The following is a 20,870-nucleotide window of genomic DNA, read 5'->3' on the forward strand; positions in this document are numbered from 1 at the left end:
TAGAGTACAAGCAGCATAGAAGAAATGTAATCTTATTTATTTAAGATTCTGTAGTTTACGTTACAGATTTTTGTGTTATCATCAGATTGCAGGAAGTAGGAAATTATTTCTTAGTAAATAAATACAGGGAGGTAGTGTCATGTCTATTCAAGAAAAAGCTCGTCAATTGATGGTGCGTCAACATCAGCAAGCTAAAAACCGTCAACAGTCCATGTTGATGCGTGCTGCACAAGAACTGGGTTTACATGAAGAAATTTCTCACTATTGGAATCCCATTCAAGGTAAAATGGACGCGGCTACCCAGGCGCTTTATGGACGTAGCCAAGCGACTATGAGTTAAGTGAAAAAGAAAGCCACCCCAGAGGGTGGCTAAAAAATTTACTACTTGTACGTTAGTAATTGTTGTAATTAGCAATCGTAATACAAGAAAAATTCATAAGGATGTGGACGCAATTGCATTTGCTTAACTTCGTTAGCAATCTTGTAATCAATCCAGTTCTGAATGAAATCTTCAGAGAAAACGCCAGTTTCAGTTAAGAAAGCGTGATCATTTTCCAAAGCTTCCAAAGCCAATTCTAAAGAACCGGGAGTAGAAGGAATCTTAGATAATTCTTCTGGGGAAAGTTCATAGATATTTTTATCTAAGGGTTCACCAGGGTGAATTTTGTTTTTGATACCGTCAATACCAGCACAAAGCATAGCCGCAAAAGCCAAGTAAGGGTTAGAAGTAGCGTCTGGACAACGAAATTCTAAGCGCTTGGCTTTGGGGTTATTTCCAGAAAGAGGAATGCGGACGGAAGCAGAACGATTACCTTGGGAGTAAGCCAAGTTTACGGGTGCTTCATAACCAGGTACAAGACGTTTGTAAGAGTTTGTAGTGGGATTAGTGATTGCCAATAATGCTGGAGCGTGTTTGAGAATACCACCAATGTAGTAAAGTCCCATTTCACTCATACCAGCGTACTTGTCACCGGCAAAGAGAGGTTGACCATTTTTCCAGATAGACTGGTGACAGTGCATACCAGAACCATTATCACCAAAAATGGGTTTAGGCATGAAGGTGACAGTTTTGCCATATTTTCTAGCAACGTTCTTAATGACATATTTGTAAGTCATTAACCAGTCAGCAGCTTCAATTAACTTACCAAAACGGAAACCAAGTTCGCACTGACCACCGGTGGCCACCTCATGGTGTTGTTTTTCAATAGGTACACCACAATCTTTCATGATCAACAGCATTTCTGTCCGCATATCTTGAAAGCTGTCTGTGGGTGGTACGGGGAAGTAACCTTCCTTAACGCGGGTTTTGTAACCCAGGTTAGGTCTTTCTTCTCTACCAGTATTCCAACGACCTTCTACAGAATCTACATAATAGTAACCTGAGTTAGTGGTTTGGTCGTAGCGGACATCATCAAAAATGAAAAATTCAGCTTCAGGACCAAAGAAAGCTGTATCACCAAGTCCAGTAGAAGCTAAGTAGTCTATGGCTTTTTGGGCAATAACGCGGGGACAACGGTTATACCACTGACCTGTACGAGGTTCTTTAATGCTACAAATGATACTGATAGTTGGCTCTTTCATGAAGGGATCGATCCAAGCGGTATTGGGATCGAGTACCATTGTCATGTCAGATTCTTCGATACCCTTCCAACCCCGAATACTAGAACCGTCGAAGGGAACACCGTCAGAGAATGAACTTTCATCAATTTGGTCTTGGTACATGGTCAAATGCTGCCAAGTTCCCAGTGTATCAATGAATTTCAGATCAATCATCTGAATTTTTTCGTCTTGAATCTGCTTCAAGATTTCTTTTGGGGTTGCCATTTTTACTTTACTCCTTCTGTAGGCAATTACCTAATATAAACCCAAACCATGATCAGGCGTTCTCACCCTGTTACGCTCAACCAAGTTGTCACACACCACCTGAAATATCGTAAATAGTTAACTTGACATGATTTTGTCATGTTAGTTACAGATTGTCTGGATTACAGGTTATGTTAACCTTTCTTTCGTAATTTGTACAAAACTATAAACTTTATCATCAGGGGTCAACTTTGGCATAAAATCCTTAAGTAGTAGATGGATAGTTTTGTGCCAAAGTCTATTTTATGCGAATTGGCACTAAATTTTATTGGTGCGTAATTGCAGCCAATTTAATATCAAACCATAAATAGTTGACAATTGGGAGAAAAGAAATGCGCGATGCCGTTACAACTTTAATTAAGAATTATGACTTAACCGGTCGTTATTTTGACCGGAACGCCATTGATAGTCTCAAATCCTACTTTGAGAGTGGAACAGCCAGAATACAAGCCGCAGCCGCAATTAATGCTAATGCAGCCACAATTGTTAAACAAGCCGGTGCAAAGTTATTTGCACAGTTACCAGAATTAATTCGTCCCGGTGGTAATGCTTATACAACTCGTCGTTTTGCGGCTTGTTTACGGGATATGGACTATTATCTGCGCTATGCTACCTATGCGTTAGTTGCGGGTAATATGAATGTACTTGACGAGCGTGTGTTACAAGGACTACGGGAAACTTACAATTCCTTGGGTGTACCCATTGGTTCAACAGTTCAGGGTATCCAGATTATGAAGGATCTTGTTAAGGAACAAGTAGCAGTTGCGGGTATTACCAATGCTGCTTTTGTGGATGAGCCTTTTGATTATATCACTCGTGAGTTGAGTGAGATTGATGTTTAGGACTTAATTCTTGGGGGTAATTCATATTACCCCTAGATTTTAAAATCCTCAAGTTAGAAATTTTCGATTTTTTTAATTTTATCTGTTCATGTCAAGTGATTCTTTCTAGGATAGAATTTATTAGCAGTCTAGTTTGATATAGTAATTACCATGCAAGTGAGGTACAATCAGAAATAATTAAACGCAGATGGACGAAGATTGACGCAGATAATTATATAGTTGCTTTGTGTAATAGAAACTTATGACAATTTTAATATGAAACTAATATGAAACCAGAAATCATTGCCTTAATGAAAACCGTTCTGCATATATTACAAGTGAATATGCGGTGGATGACATGGAATTTATTTTTAGCTTTTATTTCCTTGGCTTTAAGTGTTTGGTTATTTCGCAATAAACGTAGTCGTTCTTGGTTACGGTGGCCAGTATCCCTGACTTTTTACGCTTTTTTACCAAACGCACCTTATTTATTAACTGATGTTATTCACTTAATACATGATATTCGCACAGTCCAGTCAATATGGATGATTACATTAGTCTTAATTCCTGTTTATTTTGTAGTAATTTTCTCCGGTTTTGCAGCCTATGTCATATCATTAATAAACCTGGGTTATTATTTACATCGCATTGATAAAAGTAAATGGATTTTTCCAGTTGAGTTAATTACTCACGCACTTTCTGCTGTCGGTATTTATTGGGGGAGATTTTTACGTTTTAATAGTTGGGATTTTATCACTCAACCAGATGAAATAATTACAAAAGGTGTGGAGGAACTTCTTGGTAAAGAACCATTAATTATCATTACCCTCACTTTTATCATTCTTTGCGGTTTACATTGGTTGCTGAAAAAAATTATTCTGAATTTTGTTGATAGAGGTTTTGATCCACGTGATAAAGTTCAGGTTCGTCATATTCACAGGTTTTAATTCACGCGAATTTGTGATGATTAATATCTTCAATTCAGGGATTTTGTGAAAATTAAAGAAGGTAAAATTGGTTAAACAAAGATTAGATACATTATTAGTTGATTTGGGATTGTCTCCTTCTCGTCAACAAGCACAAAGACTTATTCAAGCTGGAGAAGTAACTGTAAATCAACAAATCATTGATAAGGTGGGAACTGAGGTTGATATTACCGCACAAATTCAAGTTAAAGAACGTCCTCTTTTTGTTTCCCGTGGTGGAGAAAAATTGGCTAAAGCTTTAGCACAATTTGCGATTTCTGTAAGGGGAAGAATTTGTTTAGATGGGGGAATTTCTACTGGAGGTTTTACAGATTGTTTGTTAAAATCTGGTGCGAAACAAGTTTATGGAATTGATGTCGGTTATGGACAAGTTGACTGGAAAATCAGAAATGATCAAAGGGTAATTTTAAGGGAACGCACGAATTTACGTCAATTACAACCACAGGAATTATATACTGAAAATGCTATATTTCCTGATTTGGTGGTTGTGGATGTTTCGTTTATTTCTCTCACTAAAATTTTACCTGCTGTCTGGGGATTAACACAACCTTCCAGAGAGGCTGTATTGCTGGTAAAACCTCAATTTGAAGTTGGGAGGTCTCGCATAGGGAAAAAAGGCGTTGTGCGTGATTCTGATTACCAAGCAGATGCAATTTTTCAGGTCATGCAAAAGGCTTTAGAATTAGGTTGGAAATATAAAGGTTTAACTTATTCTCCCATAACTGGACCTGCGGGAAATATTGAATATCTTTTGTGGTTAAAAATGGAAAGCGATATTATACCACCAACCTTAGCTACTATTCAAGACATTACTAAACAAGTAATTCAGGAGTTCATCAAGAAATAATCAGTAATTAAACTTTACAGTCTTTCTGTAAATCTAACTGGTAATTATGTAAGCATATTCATTCTTAATGTAATGTCATACATTCTTAATGTAAAGCTATACATTTAAACTGTCATTTTATCAAATAAAAATAAATTTTTTAAAATTAATAATATAATTAATTCACAAACTAATGTAACGCTGTATAAAAATGTCAATTATGGTAAATTGTCATTTTCAAAAACTATAACTCTAACAAATGAATTTTTTTGTTTATATTGTTTATTAGTAAAACTTTTGTAATAAATGGCATAAAAATTATTGAAAAAATCATATCAAAACTGGTTAAAATAAAAGAAACATTGATTGCATTTTTAAAATGAAACTAGAATCAAATATTGAAGATGTTCAAGAACCAATTTCCAGCGCACCACCAGAAGTAAAGCAAATTATTGAAAGAGTATGGAGATTAGAGAAAAGTAGATTAGATAGAAAAAGTAAAGGCCATATTAATGATGATATTCTCGCAATTGTTAAGGAAGCAGTACAATGAGGCTAACTTCGATTAAATTATGTAATTTTCGTTCCTTTTATGGGAAAACTCCAGAGATAATTTTAGCTAATGGAGATATTCGCAATACAACGATGATTTATGGTAGTAATGGAGCAGGTAAAACTAGTATTTTGAATGGGTTTACTTGGGTTTTATATGAGAAATTTAGTGCTGCTTTTGCGTCAACAGAACAGTTAGTAAATAAACGTGCGATCGCAGAATCTCAACCCGGTCAACCTGTAGAATGTTCAGTAGAAATTGGTTGGGAACATGAAAATATTCGCTATCGTGCTAAACGTGGTTGTCGAGTCTATAAAAACCAAAGTGATTTAATAGAAACTGGTAAGACTCAGTTAACTATGTGGTTAGGTGGAGATGATGGTCAATGGAAAATTCCTAATCAGTTTCCAGAGGAAATCATTACCCAAATTCTACCATTAAGTTTACATCAATATTTTTTCTTCGACGGTGAACGTATTGAGGAAATTGTGCGTTCTCATAATAAAGCGGAAATTGCAGAAGCAATTAGAATTTTTTTGGGTGTAGAAGTAATTGAACTTTCTATTAAACACTTGAAAGAAGCAAAAAAGTCTTTAGAAACTGAGTTTAAAAATATTGGTGATTCAGAAACTAAACAGTTATTGACCAAGCAACAAAAGCAAGAATTAGAAATTGAAAACATTAATAAACGTCAAACGGAAATAAATCAGGAGTTAGAATATCAACAGGTATTTAAAAAGGAGGTCAGTAATAAACTAAGAGAGTTGAGTGCTGTCAAGGAATTACAGGAAAAAAGGCAAAATTTAGAATCGCAAAGAGATAGTTTACGAGCAGAATTAAAGAAAACACGGGAGAATTTAAAAAAAGTTATTTCCGCACGGGGTTATACTGTTTTGTTAACAGAAACTACCGCTAAATTTCGGGAAATATTTACAGATTTAAAAAAACGTGGTGAATTAACAGCAGGGATTTCGCGGGAATTTGTCAATGATTTACTGAATACTGGACGTTGTATTTGTGGTGCAGATTTAAGGGAAGGAACTCATACTCATTTTCATGTGAAGAATCTCATGCGAAAATCCGGTTCTTCAACTGTAGAAGAAACCGCAATTAGAATGAGCGCACAAGTTGACGAAATTGATAAACAAGCTGTTGCTTTTTGGGAAGAAGCGGATAGGGAACAATCAAGAATTCAACAGTTGAGGGAAAATCTCAATCAAGTCGAATTGGAATTAACAACTATTGAAGAACAATTACGAAAAGATCCCAATGAGGAAATTAGTAATTTACAAAAACGTCTGGATGAAATTGAGTCTAAAATTGATGAATTAAATCGGGAACAAGGTGCAAATCACCAGGAACTTTCTCACTTAAAAATAAGTATGGATACTTTGATCAAACAAATATCTAAGCAAAAACAAAATGAAGAAAAACAGTTTTTAGCACAACGTCGTATTAATGCTACTCAGGATGCTATTGAACGATTGTCAGAAGTGAAAAACCGTCAAGAAAATCAGTTTCGTCTGCAATTGGAACAGCGAGTACAGGAAATATTTTCAGAGATTTCTTTTACTCCTTATATTCCCAAAATTAGCGAAAACTATGAATTAAGTTTAGTGGAAAATACCACGGGAATTGAAGCACCAGTCGCAGCCTCTACGGGAGAAAATCAAATTCTCAGTCTGTCTTTCATTGCTAGTATTATTGATAAGGTGCGCGAGTGGAGTGAGAAGAAAAAAATGATGATGGTTCCTGATAGTAGCACTTTTCCGATTGTTATGGATTCCCCTTTTGGGAGTTTAGATGCTAATTCCCGTCGTCACATTGCGCGTACTATTCCTAAGTTAGCAAATCAGTTGGTTGTGTTGGTGACTAAAACTCAATGGAGGATAGAAGTTGAGGAGGAAATTGTTGATAAAATCGGGAAGGAATATGTTTTGGTTTATTATTCTTCTAAGCCTAATTGTGAACAGGATTTTATTGAGTTACACGGGGAACGATATTCTTTGGTGCGACAGAGTTTGAATGGTTTTGAATATACGGAAATTGTTGAGGTTGAACGGGATTAGAATGTTTGATACAAAGGAAGAAAGTTATGGTTGTTAGTTCTTTAAGTTTGGTGACAGATAGTTGGGTAAAGGTAAGTTGGGATGAATTTCTGGAACTCGCTGAACATTCTGATTATCAGCACGGAAGATTTTATTTTTATCAAAATTATATGAGGGTAGAAATGTTACCAGTTGTTTTTCGTCATGGCCGTTATAATTCTATTGTTTCTAAGGTGGTGAGTTTATTTGCTACTCTCAAAAATATCAAAATTATTGAAGCTACTAATACCAGCTTTAGAAAAGTAGGTGAAAGTGAATGTCAACCTGATTTAGCTTTTTATATTGGGGATAAAATCAAATTTCCACCTTTGAATAATTCTCCTGTCAATATCAATGAGTTAGCAGCGCCGACTCTAGTGGTAGAAGTTGCTGCTTCTTCTATTAGTGATGATTTGGGTTTTAAGCGATTACTTTATGAACGGTTGGGGGTAAAGGAATATTGGGTAATGAATGCTAATAATAATGATATTATTGCTTTTGAAATTATTGACGGTGGAAGTAGAAGAATTGAGGAGTCCAAGGTTTTACCAGGTTTACAAATAGCTATTGTTCAGGAAGCTATTCAACGTAGTTTAACTCAAGATGATGGTGAGGTTAATCGCTGGTTGTTGCAAATTTTTAGTTAATTTATTTAGTTAATTTATTTTACGGAAAATCAGGAGGTAAATGTTATGGTCGCTAATTTTGATACAAGTTATATGAGTCCTTTGGAGTATTTGGAGTGGGAGGAACAGCAAGATATTAAATATGAATATATCAATGGTGAAGTTTTTGCTATGACTGGGGGAACTATTCCTCATACTACTATTGCTTTAAATTTAGCTTCTGGGTTGAAAAATCATTTGCGTGGTGGTAATTGTCGTCCTTTTATGGCAGATGCTAAAGTGGGTATATCGGAAAATGGTCCGTTTATTTATCCTGATGTTGTTGTTAGTTGTCACCCTAAAGATAAAAAAGCGATTAAGTTTATTCAATTTCCTTGTTTAGTCGTTGAGGTGCTTTCTTCGAGTACGGAAGCTTATGATAGGGGGGGTAAGTTTCAGCTATATAGACGGATTCAAACTTTGCAGGAATATGTTTTAATTAGTGCTGATAAGGTGGGTTTGGATTGTTTTCGGTTAAATGATAGGGGTTTATGGGAGTTACATCCTTTTGTTGAGGGTGATGATGTACATTTGGTTAGTGTTGATTTTACTTTTCCTCTTTCTCTGGTTTATGAGGATGTTTTTTGATTTTTTGTTTCGCGCAAGTCATGAAAGAATGAACCACGAAGGAGCGAAGGACACGAAGGAAAGAAGGTTTCAGAGATATTTTGCGTAAGTCTTATTGATTTTTTTCTCTCGCAGAGTCGCAGAGGCGCGGAGGGCAGGGTGATTGTGTGGTATTAGTAAGTTAGTGTTGGTTTGTGGTGTTAAGGGTGTAGATTTTATAATTATGCCAGAAACTGGTAGAATCAGGGTTGCTAAGGATAAAGCTGAGTTGGTAAAAAGTTTAACTTCTGCTGATGGGGGAACTGGTCCTTTTCAGACTTTCGCTGATGTGATTGTTTTTGCGGCTGCTTTGGGTGTAAAGTATAAAAAGCGTATTCCTTTGGGGGAAATTTCTAAACGTGAACCATCACCGATAAGGTTAGAATATTTCGCCACAATGGGACATGATATATTAATTAAATTATTGGGAATTACAGAAACTCAAGATATTATTATTTTGTCTCCTCATGAGGAAGAATACGAAAAACAACGTAATGGAATTTTTGAAGAATACGCTAATGGTGGACTAGAAATATTACAAAATGAGTTAAGAGGTGCGGTAGATTATTCTGAGCGGATTTTACTATTTCTCAGTTATGAAAGAGCAAATAATCCAAAAGAGGACGAGGAATTTGATTTAACTAAATTCCTCAGTTGAGTTAGGGTATGTTTAACAAGAAGAGTTATCTGTCCATCCTAATTCATATTTGATCTTTTTAACTGCATCTGTTACTGCATTTGCACCTGTAGATAGTTTATAACGCTTATTCGGATTTTTTGGGTTAGGATCTATTCTGATTAAAGTATTTTCCCAAATTGGATTATCTCTTGTCCAAGCTATTTTTGCAAGTTGGGAAACTTTTGTTTCATCAAAATAACTACTGTCTTTGTTGTAAGTTAAATGTAGTAGTCTAGCCAAAACTTCCAGTCCCACACTCACACCCAATAGACATTCATCCTTAAATTTCTTGATCTCAGCAACAGTCAAATCTTCTGCTTTTTTTACAGAAATATATCTAGTATTACTACATTCATAGAAAAACCCATTGAGACAATTAGCCAGGGAGTTAGACGATATCACTACATCATAGTCGCTAAGTTCAGCTTCGGGATTATTAGTAAAAGCACAACTTACAGCCCTAGCTATGTAGTTATTTGTGTAAATAAATCCCTTGGTAACACGAGGATTATCATGAACCTTATCTGTCTTTTTATGAAAGATGTGTACTTGTTCTACCAATTTTTTAGTAATACCAACACGACCTTCAGATACACCAAATGACAATAGCAAAGCTTTATCTAGTTGTTTTGTTTGAGCCATATCTCGAAAATCTTTTTTACACTGATCAATATCTCCTTCTAAAACCAATGTAATTGGAAAATCATCATCACTAATTAAGTCACTTAGATCACCTTCAATTAATTTCTGAATAGCACTCTTACGATGTTGACCATCTGTAATCTCTAACTTTACTCCACGAGGGATTACAACTAAACAAATACCTCTCCCAAATTCAAGAATATTTATTTTTCCTAGAGCTACATTTGCTGTCAATGTCCCCAAAATCCAAGGTTTCCCTTTTTGTGCTTGCTCGATAATATAATTTTTGATCTCGTCAGCATGGCCTGGTACTTCTGGGCGTTGTCTACCTGAATCAGGATCATTCTCAGTAGCAGGTTTGATTACCAAAAGTGCAGGAAAATCTCCGGGTGGTATATTAATTTGTAGCATTTGTCGCTTACCGTGGCGCAAAATCAACCCTGGATAACAGCGTTCACGATGGTATTTAGAAAAGAATGGTTCTATAAATGAGCTAAACTGAGCTTTTATTTCAGGAGTAATATCGTTGTTATTTTCTTCGTTTAATTGAGTCATATCAACCCCGTATACCGAACTATATTAAAAATATAGTAAACAACAATAGTGATATTAAGCATCAGTATAAAATCCAGAGTAATGTTACTAGCTAACTTGCTTAACTCAGTATAATCGGTAGTCCTACATCTTGCGGTTTGACAAACTTACCATCAAAACCTATAGTTTGTTCTTCTATGGTTCTAGCATTGGCTAAAGCCTTACGTAAAGCAGTAATTTCCATTTTTTCGGTCATTCCCCCCAAAATGTAAATCAATAACTTCACAGCTAAATCTTTTCCTACTACCTGTACCCGCTTTTTATTCGGATCATATAAAACCCCATACCATAAAGATTGAGGATATTCCATACCACTAAAACCCCCTTGACGGTCAAATTTTTCTAACTTTTTAAAAATATCCATCAAAGCAAAACCTTTTTTAAATACTAAATTTCCCAAAGCTTTCGCTAAAGCAATTTGAGAAACTGGACGAAATAGCATATTTCCCTCACCTCCGTCTTTTTCAAAATGGAAGCGACGTAAAACTGTTGTCTCTTCATGTTCCAATATTTTATAACTGGGAAGATTAGCTAAATGATCAAAAAGTAATCTAAAATCTGCAATTCCTTCCTGAATTTCTTCATTTTCTGGACGCATGGGAATTAACCCTTTTTCTAAAGGTTTCCAGTGAGGGAACTTTTGTCCCAAATATCTTTCAGACATATGTTGTAGGGCTTGCAGAGTGGTTAAAACCGTAGAATTAGCGGCTACTGTGGCACTATTCCAATTAACACGGGAATTGCGATTTGGTTTTTGTTCTAAAAGTGGATGTGTAACGGCAATTTTTCGCGCTACAATAGCAAAACCATCATCTTCATTTAATTGTGCTAACTGACCTTTACTTAAAGGTGCAGCCATCAAATTTACATGAACAAAAATTGATCTGATTCGTCGTTTTGCTTCTGTATGAGTTTCTCCAGCATTGACCGCACAAATAAATTCAATACCAATTTTTTCTTTAGATAAACTTTGTAAATAAGCAGGTTCTACTTGATATTTATCTATCAAATCAGATAAAGTAATAAAAGTTTCATCAGCAGTTTTATCTTTTTTATAACGTTGGAGTTTACCAGATTTAATTAATTCCATTAAGCCCTGTACACCCATTAATCTATGTTGACCATCTAAAGCATAAATTGTCACATTCTCTTCAGAAATATTTAGTAAACCGACTTTACCATCTTTATCTAAAGGTATAAAATCAGTTGTCGCTTTTTTAGCCCGTCCTTGACTATCCCACTCCGCTGCTTTGGGGTTATCTACCCAAGGTTGATTAATTACCACCAAAACAGCCGGAAATTTATGGTTTTTTCTCGCTGCTAAATACTGTACTAACGGTGCTTGACGTGACCAGTCAACAGGACGTTGTTGAATTTCATCAATGCTATCAGCATCAATTTCAATATTTTCCGTATCTGGGTTGTACTTTTTTTGCAGGAGAGGTAAACCTGACGCAAAATGTACCCGTCCCGCGAACCATTCCAAGGTGACAGAACCTATATAAGCCTCAGTACCACCCATTTCGGTTTTTTGGACAAGAATTTGGTCTTTTTTCTCTAAAAATCGGTCTAGCAGTAAAGCTAATACCTGTTTATCGTTATTTTCCCGTTCTAGATACTTATTAGCGAGTTGATTATTTAGTGTATTTGTACTATCATTCATGTTAATTTTTAAAAACTTATTGACTAATTGTTGCTTTATTATCCAAAAAAATGGATACTAATGATGTTATTTTTAAAAATATTATGTTACACGCGTAAATATATGTTTATTTATATACTAAATAATTCCATTATGCTACGGAGAAGTATTGATTTTAGGTTCATGTATCTACAAGTAGGGGAAAAATGACTTATTCACAACAGCCAGAAAATAAAAATCAGCAAAATCGTACTGTACCAGAGTTAGTGGAGTATATCCAAGCTTTGACTACAGAAATTCAAGAATTGTATTGTTTAGATGAGATACCTTGGGTGGTAGGCTATTCCGGTGGAAAAGACAGCACTGCTACTTTACAGCTTATTTGGAATGCAATTTCTGAACTCCCACCGGAAAAAAGAACTAAAAAAATATATGTCATTACTACAGACACACTTGTAGAAAATCCTATTGTTGCGGCTTGGGTACGTAATTCGTTAGAACAAATGAAATTTGAGTCACAAAAGCAACGATTACCATTTGAACCCCATTTATTAAGTCCAGATTTTAAAGAAACATTTTGGGTAGGTTTAATTGGTAAGGGTTATCCAGCCCCAAGAGGAAAATTTCGTTGGTGTACAGAACGTCTTAAAATTAATCCTTCTAATCGGTTTATTCGTGATGTTGTTCGTAATAATGGAGAAGCAATTGTTGTATTAGGAACGCGCAAAGCTGAGAGCTTAAAACGCGCCCATAGAATGAAAAAGTTAGAAGCCCAGAGAGTAAGAGATCATCTAAGTCCTAATATGAATTTACCAAACTCTTTAGTTTATAGTCCTATTGAAGATTGGGAAAATGATGATGTATGGATTTATTTAATGCAATGGGAAAATCCCTGGAAATACAGTAATAAAGAATTATTTGCTATTTATCGAGGTGCATCTGCTGATAATGAATGTCCTTTAGTTGTTGATACAACTACTCCCAGTTGTGGAAGTTCCCGTTTTGGTTGCTGGGTTTGTACTCTTGTTAGTCAAGATAAATCATTAACAGCAATGATTCAAAATGATGAAGAAAAAGAATGGATGCAACCATTATTAGATTTTCGCAAAGAATTAGATTTAGAAGAGAACCGTAACCGGAGAGATTTTCGCCGTAGACGTGGAGGTGTCCAACTGTATGAACGTAATTTAGAAGGTGAAGTATCTATTGAACCTATTCCTGGTCCATATCTTAAAGAAGCGCGGGAAGATTGGTTAAGAAAGCTGCTAAAAGTTGAAAAGCAAATTCGTCAAACAGCACCAGAAAATATGCGTGACATCACCCTACTTACTATAGAAGAATTAAGTGAAATTCGCCGAATCTGGTTAGAAGAAAGACACGAATTTGATGATAGTTTACCCCGAATATATGAAGAAGTGACAGGAGAAGTATTTAAAGATCCCCGTCCTGGCGCAGATCAAAGTATACTTGGTAGTGATGAATGGGGAGTATTAGAAGAAATTTGTGAAGGTGACGGAATGCACTTAGAATTAATGGCTAGACTATTAGATACAGAAAGACAATTTAAGAAAAAAACTCGCCGGGTGGGTATTTACGAAAGCCTAGAAAAATGCTTTGATACAAGTTCCCGTTCTCCAGAAATAGCCATTAGAAATGCCCATTTAAAAAGAGATTTACGACAAGCAGCATTAGAAGGTGATGTTGCTACAGTGCGGGAAAAAGTCAAACAATTAACATTAAGAGATACCCCCAATAAAGAAGAGAGTAAACCACAAACTTGGGCTAACTTCAAATATCCACAAAAGAACCCAGATGAATAAAACACTTCCTTCCCACTAAAAGATTAATTATCTTCTTCCTTCTTCCTTTGTGTTCTTCGTTCCTTCGTGGTTCATTTAATCTATATTCTTCCTTCCTGTCCCCTAGCTAGGAAAGCCAATTTTGAGATTTTATCTCAACTAATTATAACAGAGGCAGAGCCTCTTGAAAGCATTCCCTGTCAGAGCCAGGGAACGAGATAAACATCTTTCTTCCTCTGCGTCCTCTGCGCCTGGAGTGGTTCGTTAAAAAAACACAAAAAAACAACAAAAAACCATGATCTTCCTAGAATTAGTTCTGCAAAACTTCGGTCCTTATGCTGGTAAACAAATCATCAACCTCAACCCCCAAATTGATGAAGATAACGCCCGCCCAATTATCCTTTTAGGGGGAATGAATGGTGGCGGAAAAACCACCTTAATAGATGCCATTCGCCTCGCATTATATGGACAACGCGCCCAATGTTCAACTAGAGGAAATCTCAGTTATAGTGATTTTTTAACCCAATGTGTCAACAGTAAAGCTAACCCCACAGAAAAAACTAGAATTGAATTAGTTTTTGAACATATTGAAGAAGATAAACCCATACAATATCGAGTTGTACGGACTTGGGAAAAAAATCCGAAAGACGGTAAAGACCATTTAGGTATTTTAGGAGATGATGAAACTTGGCCAATTGATTCCTTAGTTAATATTTGGGATGAATATATAGAAAATATCCTACCTTTAGGTATTTCTAATTTATTTCTTTTTGACGGTGAACAAGTTAAAGAACTTGCAGAACAGGAAATACCACCACCCATAGTTGTTGACGCAATTAATGGACTTTTGGGTTTAGAATTAGCAGATAAATTAGCAATTGATTTAGAGATTTTAGTGAATCGCAAAAAACGAGAATTTGCAGATAATAAAGATTTAGGTAAATTAGAAGAAATTGAGACTAAACTTCATGAAAAACAGCAAGAATATGAAAATAATCGGCAAAGACTAGCAACTGTTAATATAAAAGTTGCAGAATTAGAAAAAATTGAGGAAGAAGCTTTAGATAAATTTGTGAACGAAGGTGGTAAAATTGCTGCTGAACGTAGTCAATTAGAAAAACAAAGAGAAGAGAAAATCAAACTTGCTAATAATGTTCGTGAGTCCTTATGTGAATTAGCTGGTGATGTTTTACCTCTAGCGTTAATTAGTCCTTTATTATCTCAAATTCAAAGACAGGGAGAAAAAGAACTGAAAACTCAACAAATTCAATTAGCTAAAGATGTCTTAATTGCGAGAGATGAAAGATTAATGAATTGGCTAAAACAATTAAATCTAGAAAATACTAAAATTAGTAATATTCAATCTTTTTTAGCTGAGGACATCAATAACTTATATAGCAATAAATCATCCACAGAAAATACCTGGTTAAATGCAGATGAAGAAAGTTTAAGTTTAGTTGACAATATAACCTATCGGTTGCAAATTGGTCAAAATACAGCCCAAAAACAATTAGATGAATTAACTAATTATGAAGAAGAAATACTCACCCTAGAAAGACAAGTACAAACAGCGGCCGCACCAGAGGAATATATAAAACTACAAAAAGCAGTTAAACAGGCACAAACTGGATTTAATCAAATTAGATATCAAGCAGAAATGATGAATCAAAAAGTGATAGAATTAGAAGCAGAAACCAAGAAATTGAGACAAGAATTAAATGAATATACAGTAGAAAATCTTAAATATCAAAATAGTGAACATATTATTGATTCGGCGACAAAAGTTCAACAAACATTAAAGATATTTCGAGAAAGATTAACCCTGAGAAAATTGAATAAATTAGAAGAAGAAGTAAAAAACTGTTTTCTATATTTATTACATAAATCAGACCTAGTACATCGCATAGCCATAGACAGTAAAAGCTTCAGCTTATCATTATATGATTACAATGGAAAACCGGTTCCCAAACATCGGCTTTCAGCAGGAGAAAAACAACTATTAGCGATCGCATTTTTGTGGGGATTAGCTAAAGTATCAGGAAGACGTTTACCCATAGCCATAGACACCCCCTTAGGAAGACTAGACTCCTCCCACCGTAACAACCTAGTAGAAAGATACTTTCCCTCAGCCAGCCATCAAGTAATTCTCCTTTCCACCGACACCGAAATTGCGAAAAAAGAATATCAAAACCTGAAAGAAACCGAAGCCATAGCCCGTGAATACCTACTCCAATATAACTCCAACAAACGAGAAACCACAATCAAACCCGGTTATTTTTGGTAAAAACTCTCAACTCTTCCTCTCTGCGCCTCTGCGCCTCTGCGTGAAATAAAATCATATTCTTAAACAGCAAAATCATGGAATCACCAATAGAACGGATTAAACTTTCCCAAACAGCCAAAGAACAACTACTCAAACTCAAACGCAGCACCAAAATCGAACAATGGAACATATTATGTAGGTGGGCGTTTTGTCGTTCCCTTGCAGAACCCGCAGCGCCGTCACCCGTACCTATTCCCCAAGATAGCAACGTAGAGATGACATGGCGGGTTTTTGGGGGAGAAATAGGGGATATTCTGCTGTTAGCACTCAAACAACGGTGTTACAACGACGGTTTAGATACAGATAGAGAGACCCTAATTACCCAATTTCGCTTACACTTACATAGAGGTATTGGCTACCTAGCAGGAGATCAGAATATTAAGAAAATTGAAGATCTAATTGAACTGTCCACAAAGAAAGTAAAATCATGATTTTGCGATCGTTGTGCCACCCCAGTGGCCGATGACTGCAAATATCCTAAGTGACGAGGAAAAATGAATCCAGTCAAATCCCTACTGCGAGTTTTCGGTAGCCCAAAAATGGCGGCCTTGATCCTACTCGGATTTTCATCCGGGTTGCCCTTGTTTTTGACCAGCAAGACCTTACAAGCATGGATGACCGTTGAGAAGGTAGATTTAACCGCTATCGGCTTATTTAGCCTGGTAGGTGTGCCATATTCCTTAAAATTTCTCTGGTCACCGGTGTTAGACTGGTTTACATTACCATTTTTAGGCAGAAGACGGGGTTGGCTAATTGTAATTCAAATTGGGTTATTAATAGCGATCGCGGCCATGTCCCTACAGCAACCCAAACAAGCCCTGCAATTCCTAGCTATTAACGCTGTCGTCATTGCGTTCCTGAGTGCTACCCAAGACATTGCTGCTGATGCTTACCGTACGGATATTCTCGAACCCCTGGAAATGGGCGCGGGTGCAGCAGTATTTGTACTAGGTTATCGCGTTGCTTTACTACTCACAGGCTCTTTAGCTCTGATTCTGGCTGATAGAATAGCTTGGTCATCAGTATACTTATTCATGTCCGTAGGCATGGGACTAGGGATTATTGCCACTTTATTTGCACCAGAACCCAAAGAAATCAATCCTCCAGCATCTTTAACCGAGGCTGTAATTCTGCCCTTTGGGGAATTTATCCAGCGTCAAGGAGTGGTTCAAGCTATACTCACCTTGTTATTTATTGTCCTTTATAAACTCGGTGATTCCTTTGTCAATAATATGTCCACGCCGTTTTTACTGCAAACGGGCTTCACACAAACCGACATTGGGGCAATTCAAGGCGGTATGGGACTAATAGCCACAATAGTTGGTACATTGGCTGGGGGCGCGGTTTTGAGTAAAATTGGCTTAAATCGCTCACTTTGGGTATTTGGCGCTTTACAAGCAGTCAGCAACCTAGCTTATCTAATTCTGGCACAAGTTGGTAAAAATTATCAGTTTCTCCTGCTGACAATTAATATAGAAAACTTTTGTGCTGGCTTAGGAACAGCGGCCTTTGTGGCTTTTTTGATGAGTATGTGTAATCAGCGGTATTCTGCCACACAATATGCTTTACTTTCTAGTTTTATGGCCGTAAGTCGTGATATTCTAGTTGCACCAGCCGGTTCTTTAGCCAAAAGTACAGGATGGCCGTTATTTTTCGTAATTAGTATCTTTGCTGCTGTACCGGGACTTCTACTATTACCATTGTTTGCCCCTTGGAATCCCAAACCGTTAGCAATTAACAGACCAGGACTGGAAGAAGAAGATATATGGGACCTCAAGTAGTTATTATTGCTGGTACATTTGTTCTCATAGTCACGGGTTTATTACTGGGCTATGTCATCTCACAATTAGTTCTGCAACATCTGTCTTTTACTTTCTTCACACTACTAGGAACAATTAGCCTGATCTTGATTTTTGGTGCGCTCTATTACGTCTTATTTTGGCAATTACGGAGAGAACCCCAGAAAACAGTTACTCCCACCATACCCAAGCAACCAGACGCAGAATTGACCAGCAATTACTTAAAAAATCGCCTAATTGCTAGATTATCTGGAGATGTGGCTGCTGCGGAAAGACTCATTCAACAAGCTAAAGAAAATGTTCCCGGAATGCCAGAAAATTGGTATTGTGAAAAGGTCTTAGATGAATTAGATCAAAATCAGGAATCCTAGCCAGCCTTTACAAAACTGGAATAATTACTAAAACTAATCTAGTCCCTATTTACTCACACAAACACCATGGCCTTTTTACGTCAATATATCGCCCCTTTGATTGCAGTCTTGATTTTTACCTTTGCTTTGGTCGCAGTCAGCGCCAGGATCTTTTTACCATCGGACATGGCAGCCCCCGCACCTATTGGGATCATAATTAAGTAATTGGGGAATCAGTCTATTTTGAATTTACTCCCAGGCTATGCTATTGAGCAAGGTTCTACTGTAGATCAGGCCCTCTTGGTAAAATTCATGGAGCGGACTTACCAAGAACAATTTCCCAATCAAAACTTTTCTCACCTAACCCGTACCGTTGAACAATATTTCTCCCGTGATACCCCTTTATGGTGGGTATATGACGAACAGGAAACAAAAAATCAGCACCAATCACCCATAGGCTGTCTTTGGGTGGGAAATGCTATAGATCAGGTCAGCGGCGATCGCCATCCCCATATTTTTCTTCTCTATGTGATGCCAGAATATCGCCATAGAGGTATTGGTAAAGCATTAATGAATTATATAGAAAACTGGGCTAAACAAAGGGGATACGGAAAAATCGGACTACAAGTATTTCAAACAAACATACCCGCATTAGATCTTTATCATCAACTCGGTTATCAAGAACAATCCCTCTGGATGGTAAAATCACTTTAGTCGTGTGAGAATTGACAATTGACAATTAGTAATTCATGAATTACCGGCATCCAGGAATAGGGGTTACAGTGGAATCATTATGTACGACGAATACGAACTAAGCCTACTTGATACCGCAGGGGAGCTTATTACCCCCCTAGACCAAATAGAACCACTTAATGAATCAGAAGTAGAAAAACCTGATGTAGAATTGATGCTGGTACTCCTGAAAAATCCCCAGCCCCAACAACGGATGTTAGCAGCGCGTGCTTTTTGCGATCTTCAGGATCAACGAGCTACACCCCATCTCATCCACCTCTTAACAGATAACTGTCCCCTGGTGCGAGTCAGCGCCGCTTATGGTATCGGCCGCAACCCGTCCTCGGAAGCCGTAGCACCATTAATTACCCAACTCAACCGCGATTGGAATGGTTATGTTCGCAAAGGAGTAGTATGGGCTTTAGGAAACTGTCGTGATTTTCGTTCTTTAGCACCCCTCACAGATGCCCTCAGAACCGATATTTCCGCTGTTCGTCTCTGGTCTGCCAGCGCCCTAGCACAGATGACAGAAGTAGGTTATGAAGCCATTGTAGGCGCTATTCCTGCCCTGATTGAAGCCTTGGTTAAAGACCCTGTAGCTGCTGTGCGTAGTAACTCCGCTTGGACAATCGGCCAGCTTTGTAAAGAACTACCTTCCAATGTCGTCTATGCTACAGCCATAGACGCACTAATTCAGTCCTTTGCTGAAGACAAAGACTTAGGAGTCAGAGAAGACACTAAAGCCGCGCTTCTGGGGGTAGGAGATCCTCGCGGTTTGCAATTAATCGAAACCCTCGAACAAGAAGGATGGTTTTAGACCATGAATCATCTGTTGAATAGTTGAATATAATAAGTCTTGATTAATTCCTCTACTCCCGCTCCAGGGAAAATACTGGCATTCAACAGATATTTAATTAATCAATATTCTTCTTTAAGAATCATATCATCTGATAAAATCAGAATAAATCAATAAAAGGTGGCACTTATGGCAACCCTACTCAGTGAAATTAAATCACAGACTGGACTGGTCATCTCCTGGGAAGCCTTACCTGATGATTTTCAGTTAGAGGACGAACCAGTGGAAAATACAGGACAACCACTTTTAGCGGGGGCTTTGCGTGAAAGTTTAGAAATCAGTGGATTTATACAACCACAGATGTTAATTGCGGCTAATTTTGGGCTATGTGCCACATTAAATGGGCAATTTGTGGCTAAAGCACCAGATTGGGTATACATACCTTCAGTGAAAGAGATATTACCTGACAGGAAAAGTTATACACCCAACTTAGAAGGGGATGTACCGGCAATAGTTATAGAGTTTTTATCAGATCAAGACGGTGGGGAATATTCAGTTAAACGTATCTATCCACCAGGAAAATGGTTTTTTTATGAACAAATTTTACAAATCACCACTTATATAATTTTTGAGCCAGAGGGGGGATTATTAGAATATTATCAATTGGAAAATGGACGTTATGAATTAAAGCAACCAGATGAGAATGGTCGTCATTGGGTTGATACCATGGGACTATTTTTAGGAACATGGAGAGGTGCAAAGGAAGGTCGTACTGGCTATTGGTTGCGATGGTGGGATAAAACAGGTAATTTGTTACCTTGGGCTGTAGAATTGATTCAACAGGAACGTCAACGGGCTGAACAGGAACACCAACGGGCTGAACAGGAACGTCAACGAGCAGAACAGGAACGTCAACGAGCAGAACAGGAACGTCAACGAGCAGAACAGGAACGTCAGGAAAAGGAACGGCTAATAGCTTATTTGCGATCTCAGGGGATTGATCCTAATAACGTAAGTTGCTAAGTAGGTTGGCGTTAGAAATTGTCGTTATGACAAGGGAACAGGGAACAGGGAACAGGGAACAGGGAACAGGGAACAGGGAACAGG

At 37.2% G+C, this 20,870-nt stretch carries 20 protein-coding genes; 17 read left to right on the top strand and 3 right to left on the bottom strand.

All coding sequences use genetic code 11. The features are described from left to right. The first annotated feature begins 139 nt into the window (after positions 1 to 139). Complete coding sequence (gifA, locus tag ACIR310F_RS0118815) at positions 140 to 340, top strand: glutamine synthetase inactivation factor IF7A (RefSeq protein ID WP_028085148.1); 201 nt, start codon at positions 140 to 142, stop codon at positions 338 to 340. 68 nt (positions 341 to 408) lie between these two features. Here gifA and glnA read toward each other — a convergent pair whose 3' ends face one another. Further along, a complete protein-coding gene (gene glnA, locus ACIR310F_RS0118820) occupies positions 409 to 1,824 on the bottom strand; it encodes a type I glutamate--ammonia ligase (protein WP_028085149.1) in 1,416 nt (471 codons plus the stop codon). Positions 1,825 to 2,195: 371 nt separating this feature from the next. On the opposite strand from glnA, the gene apcB reads away from it, so the two are divergent. The 8 genes from apcB (at position 2,196) to ACIR310F_RS0118860 (ending at position 9,065) form a co-directional block, all read left to right on the top strand. After that, complete coding sequence (gene apcB / locus ACIR310F_RS0118825; RefSeq protein ID WP_028085150.1) at positions 2,196 to 2,705, top strand: allophycocyanin subunit beta; 510 nt, start codon at positions 2,196 to 2,198, stop codon at positions 2,703 to 2,705. 266 nt (positions 2,706 to 2,971) lie between these two features. Next, positions 2,972 to 3,631, top strand: a complete 660-nt coding sequence (locus tag ACIR310F_RS0118830) for a DUF1361 domain-containing protein (RefSeq protein ID WP_028085151.1) — start codon at positions 2,972 to 2,974, stop codon at positions 3,629 to 3,631. Positions 3,632 to 3,698: 67 nt separating this feature from the next. Further along, positions 3,699 to 4,517, top strand: coding sequence for a TlyA family RNA methyltransferase (locus ACIR310F_RS0118835; RefSeq protein WP_028085152.1), 819 nt, complete (start codon positions 3,699 to 3,701; stop codon positions 4,515 to 4,517). Positions 4,518 to 4,875: 358 nt separating this feature from the next. Next, positions 4,876 to 5,049, top strand: coding sequence for a hypothetical protein (locus tag ACIR310F_RS26395; protein WP_196803248.1), 174 nt, complete (start codon positions 4,876 to 4,878; stop codon positions 5,047 to 5,049). Continuing rightward, positions 5,046 to 7,118, top strand: a complete 2,073-nt coding sequence (locus tag ACIR310F_RS0118845; protein ID WP_028085153.1) for an AAA family ATPase — start codon at positions 5,046 to 5,048, stop codon at positions 7,116 to 7,118. The genes ACIR310F_RS26395 and ACIR310F_RS0118845 overlap by 4 nt, the downstream gene beginning before the upstream one ends. A gap of 26 nt (positions 7,119 to 7,144) precedes the next feature. Next, a complete protein-coding gene (locus tag ACIR310F_RS0118850; RefSeq protein WP_028085154.1) occupies positions 7,145 to 7,783 on the top strand; it encodes a Uma2 family endonuclease in 639 nt (212 codons plus the stop codon). 45 nt (positions 7,784 to 7,828) lie between these two features. Beyond that, the gene (locus ACIR310F_RS0118855; protein WP_028085155.1) at positions 7,829 to 8,389 is read left to right on the top strand and encodes a Uma2 family endonuclease; all 561 of its coding nucleotides are present in this window, start codon (positions 7,829 to 7,831) and stop codon (positions 8,387 to 8,389) included. A gap of 202 nt (positions 8,390 to 8,591) precedes the next feature. After that, positions 8,592 to 9,065 (top strand): DNA phosphorothioation-associated protein 4, encoded by a 474-nt coding sequence (locus ACIR310F_RS0118860; protein WP_028085156.1) that lies wholly within the window; start codon positions 8,592 to 8,594, stop codon positions 9,063 to 9,065. Positions 9,066 to 9,077: 12 nt separating this feature from the next. Here ACIR310F_RS0118860 and ACIR310F_RS0118865 read toward each other — a convergent pair whose 3' ends face one another. After that, complete coding sequence (locus ACIR310F_RS0118865) at positions 9,078 to 10,283, bottom strand: DNA sulfur modification protein DndB (RefSeq protein WP_028085157.1); 1,206 nt, start codon at positions 10,281 to 10,283, stop codon at positions 9,078 to 9,080. A gap of 100 nt (positions 10,284 to 10,383) precedes the next feature. Further along, a complete protein-coding gene (locus tag ACIR310F_RS0118870) occupies positions 10,384 to 11,985 on the bottom strand; it encodes a DGQHR domain-containing protein (protein ID WP_028085158.1) in 1,602 nt (533 codons plus the stop codon). A gap of 185 nt (positions 11,986 to 12,170) precedes the next feature. On the opposite strand from ACIR310F_RS0118870, the gene dndC reads away from it, so the two are divergent. The 8 genes from dndC (at position 12,171) to ACIR310F_RS0118915 (ending at position 20,786) form a co-directional block, all read left to right on the top strand. After that, positions 12,171 to 13,784 (top strand): DNA phosphorothioation system sulfurtransferase DndC, encoded by a 1,614-nt coding sequence (gene dndC, locus ACIR310F_RS0118875; RefSeq protein ID WP_028085159.1) that lies wholly within the window; start codon positions 12,171 to 12,173, stop codon positions 13,782 to 13,784. Between the two features lie 274 nt (positions 13,785 to 14,058). After that, positions 14,059 to 16,047, top strand: coding sequence for a DNA sulfur modification protein DndD (gene dndD, locus ACIR310F_RS0118880; protein WP_028085160.1), 1,989 nt, complete (start codon positions 14,059 to 14,061; stop codon positions 16,045 to 16,047). A 74-nt stretch (positions 16,048 to 16,121) separates the two neighbouring features. Continuing rightward, positions 16,122 to 16,517: a DNA sulfur modification protein DndE gene (gene dndE / locus ACIR310F_RS0118885; protein ID WP_028085161.1), complete on the top strand. Its 396-nt coding sequence runs from the start codon at positions 16,122 to 16,124 to the stop codon at positions 16,515 to 16,517. Between the two features lie 63 nt (positions 16,518 to 16,580). Beyond that, a complete protein-coding gene (locus ACIR310F_RS0118890) occupies positions 16,581 to 17,867 on the top strand; it encodes an AmpG family muropeptide MFS transporter (protein ID WP_028085162.1) in 1,287 nt (428 codons plus the stop codon). Further along, positions 17,852 to 18,256 carry a hypothetical protein gene (locus ACIR310F_RS0118895; RefSeq protein WP_028085163.1) on the top strand — a complete coding sequence of 135 codons (405 nt, stop codon included), beginning with the start codon at positions 17,852 to 17,854 and terminating at the stop codon, positions 18,254 to 18,256. Before ACIR310F_RS0118890 ends, ACIR310F_RS0118895 begins: the two co-directional genes overlap by 16 nt. 222 nt (positions 18,257 to 18,478) lie before the next feature. Then, positions 18,479 to 18,949 carry a GNAT family N-acetyltransferase gene (locus tag ACIR310F_RS0118905; RefSeq protein WP_028085164.1) on the top strand — a complete coding sequence of 157 codons (471 nt, stop codon included), beginning with the start codon at positions 18,479 to 18,481 and terminating at the stop codon, positions 18,947 to 18,949. 79 nt (positions 18,950 to 19,028) lie between these two features. Then, entirely contained in the window at positions 19,029 to 19,784 is a 756-nt protein-coding gene (locus ACIR310F_RS0118910) for a HEAT repeat domain-containing protein (protein ID WP_028085165.1), read from the top strand. A 168-nt stretch (positions 19,785 to 19,952) separates the two neighbouring features. Beyond that, positions 19,953 to 20,786: a Uma2 family endonuclease gene (locus tag ACIR310F_RS0118915; RefSeq protein WP_028085166.1), complete on the top strand. Its 834-nt coding sequence runs from the start codon at positions 19,953 to 19,955 to the stop codon at positions 20,784 to 20,786. Positions 20,787 to 20,870 lie beyond the last annotated feature (84 nt).

It is taken from the genome of Dolichospermum circinale AWQC310F (genome assembly GCF_000426925.1).
In the GTDB taxonomy this organism is placed as follows: Bacteria; Cyanobacteriota; Cyanobacteriia; order Cyanobacteriales; family Nostocaceae; genus Dolichospermum; species Dolichospermum circinale.

Bases quoted from the DNA above. Each gene is read 5' to 3' on its own strand.
- ACIR310F_RS0118895 (WP_028085163.1), top strand. From the start codon at position 17,852: ATGGGACCTCAAGTAGTTATTATTGCTGGTACATTTGTTCTCATAGTC.
- ACIR310F_RS0118870 (WP_028085158.1), bottom strand. From the start codon at position 11,985: ATGAATGATAGTACAAATACACTAAATAATCAACTCGCTAATAAGTAT.
- dndE (WP_028085161.1), top strand. From the start codon at position 16,122: ATGGAATCACCAATAGAACGGATTAAACTTTCCCAAACAGCCAAAGAA.
- apcB (WP_028085150.1), top strand. From the start codon at position 2,196: ATGCGCGATGCCGTTACAACTTTAATTAAGAATTATGACTTAACCGGT.
- ACIR310F_RS0118830 (WP_028085151.1), top strand. From the start codon at position 2,972: ATGAAACCAGAAATCATTGCCTTAATGAAAACCGTTCTGCATATATTA.
- ACIR310F_RS0118845 (WP_028085153.1), top strand. From the start codon at position 5,046: ATGAGGCTAACTTCGATTAAATTATGTAATTTTCGTTCCTTTTATGGG.
- dndC (WP_028085159.1), top strand. From the start codon at position 12,171: ATGACTTATTCACAACAGCCAGAAAATAAAAATCAGCAAAATCGTACT.
- ACIR310F_RS0118890 (WP_028085162.1), top strand. From the start codon at position 16,581: ATGAATCCAGTCAAATCCCTACTGCGAGTTTTCGGTAGCCCAAAAATG.
- ACIR310F_RS0118865 (WP_028085157.1), bottom strand. From the start codon at position 10,283: ATGACTCAATTAAACGAAGAAAATAACAACGATATTACTCCTGAAATA.
- glnA (WP_028085149.1), bottom strand. From the start codon at position 1,824: ATGGCAACCCCAAAAGAAATCTTGAAGCAGATTCAAGACGAAAAAATT.
- ACIR310F_RS0118910 (WP_028085165.1), top strand. From the start codon at position 19,029: ATGTACGACGAATACGAACTAAGCCTACTTGATACCGCAGGGGAGCTT.
- ACIR310F_RS0118860 (WP_028085156.1), top strand. From the start codon at position 8,592: ATGCCAGAAACTGGTAGAATCAGGGTTGCTAAGGATAAAGCTGAGTTG.
- dndD (WP_028085160.1), top strand. From the start codon at position 14,059: ATGATCTTCCTAGAATTAGTTCTGCAAAACTTCGGTCCTTATGCTGGT.
- gifA (WP_028085148.1), top strand. From the start codon at position 140: ATGTCTATTCAAGAAAAAGCTCGTCAATTGATGGTGCGTCAACATCAG.
- ACIR310F_RS0118850 (WP_028085154.1), top strand. From the start codon at position 7,145: ATGGTTGTTAGTTCTTTAAGTTTGGTGACAGATAGTTGGGTAAAGGTA.
- ACIR310F_RS0118855 (WP_028085155.1), top strand. From the start codon at position 7,829: ATGGTCGCTAATTTTGATACAAGTTATATGAGTCCTTTGGAGTATTTG.
- ACIR310F_RS0118915 (WP_028085166.1), top strand. From the start codon at position 19,953: ATGGCAACCCTACTCAGTGAAATTAAATCACAGACTGGACTGGTCATC.
- ACIR310F_RS26395 (WP_196803248.1), top strand. From the start codon at position 4,876: ATGAAACTAGAATCAAATATTGAAGATGTTCAAGAACCAATTTCCAGC.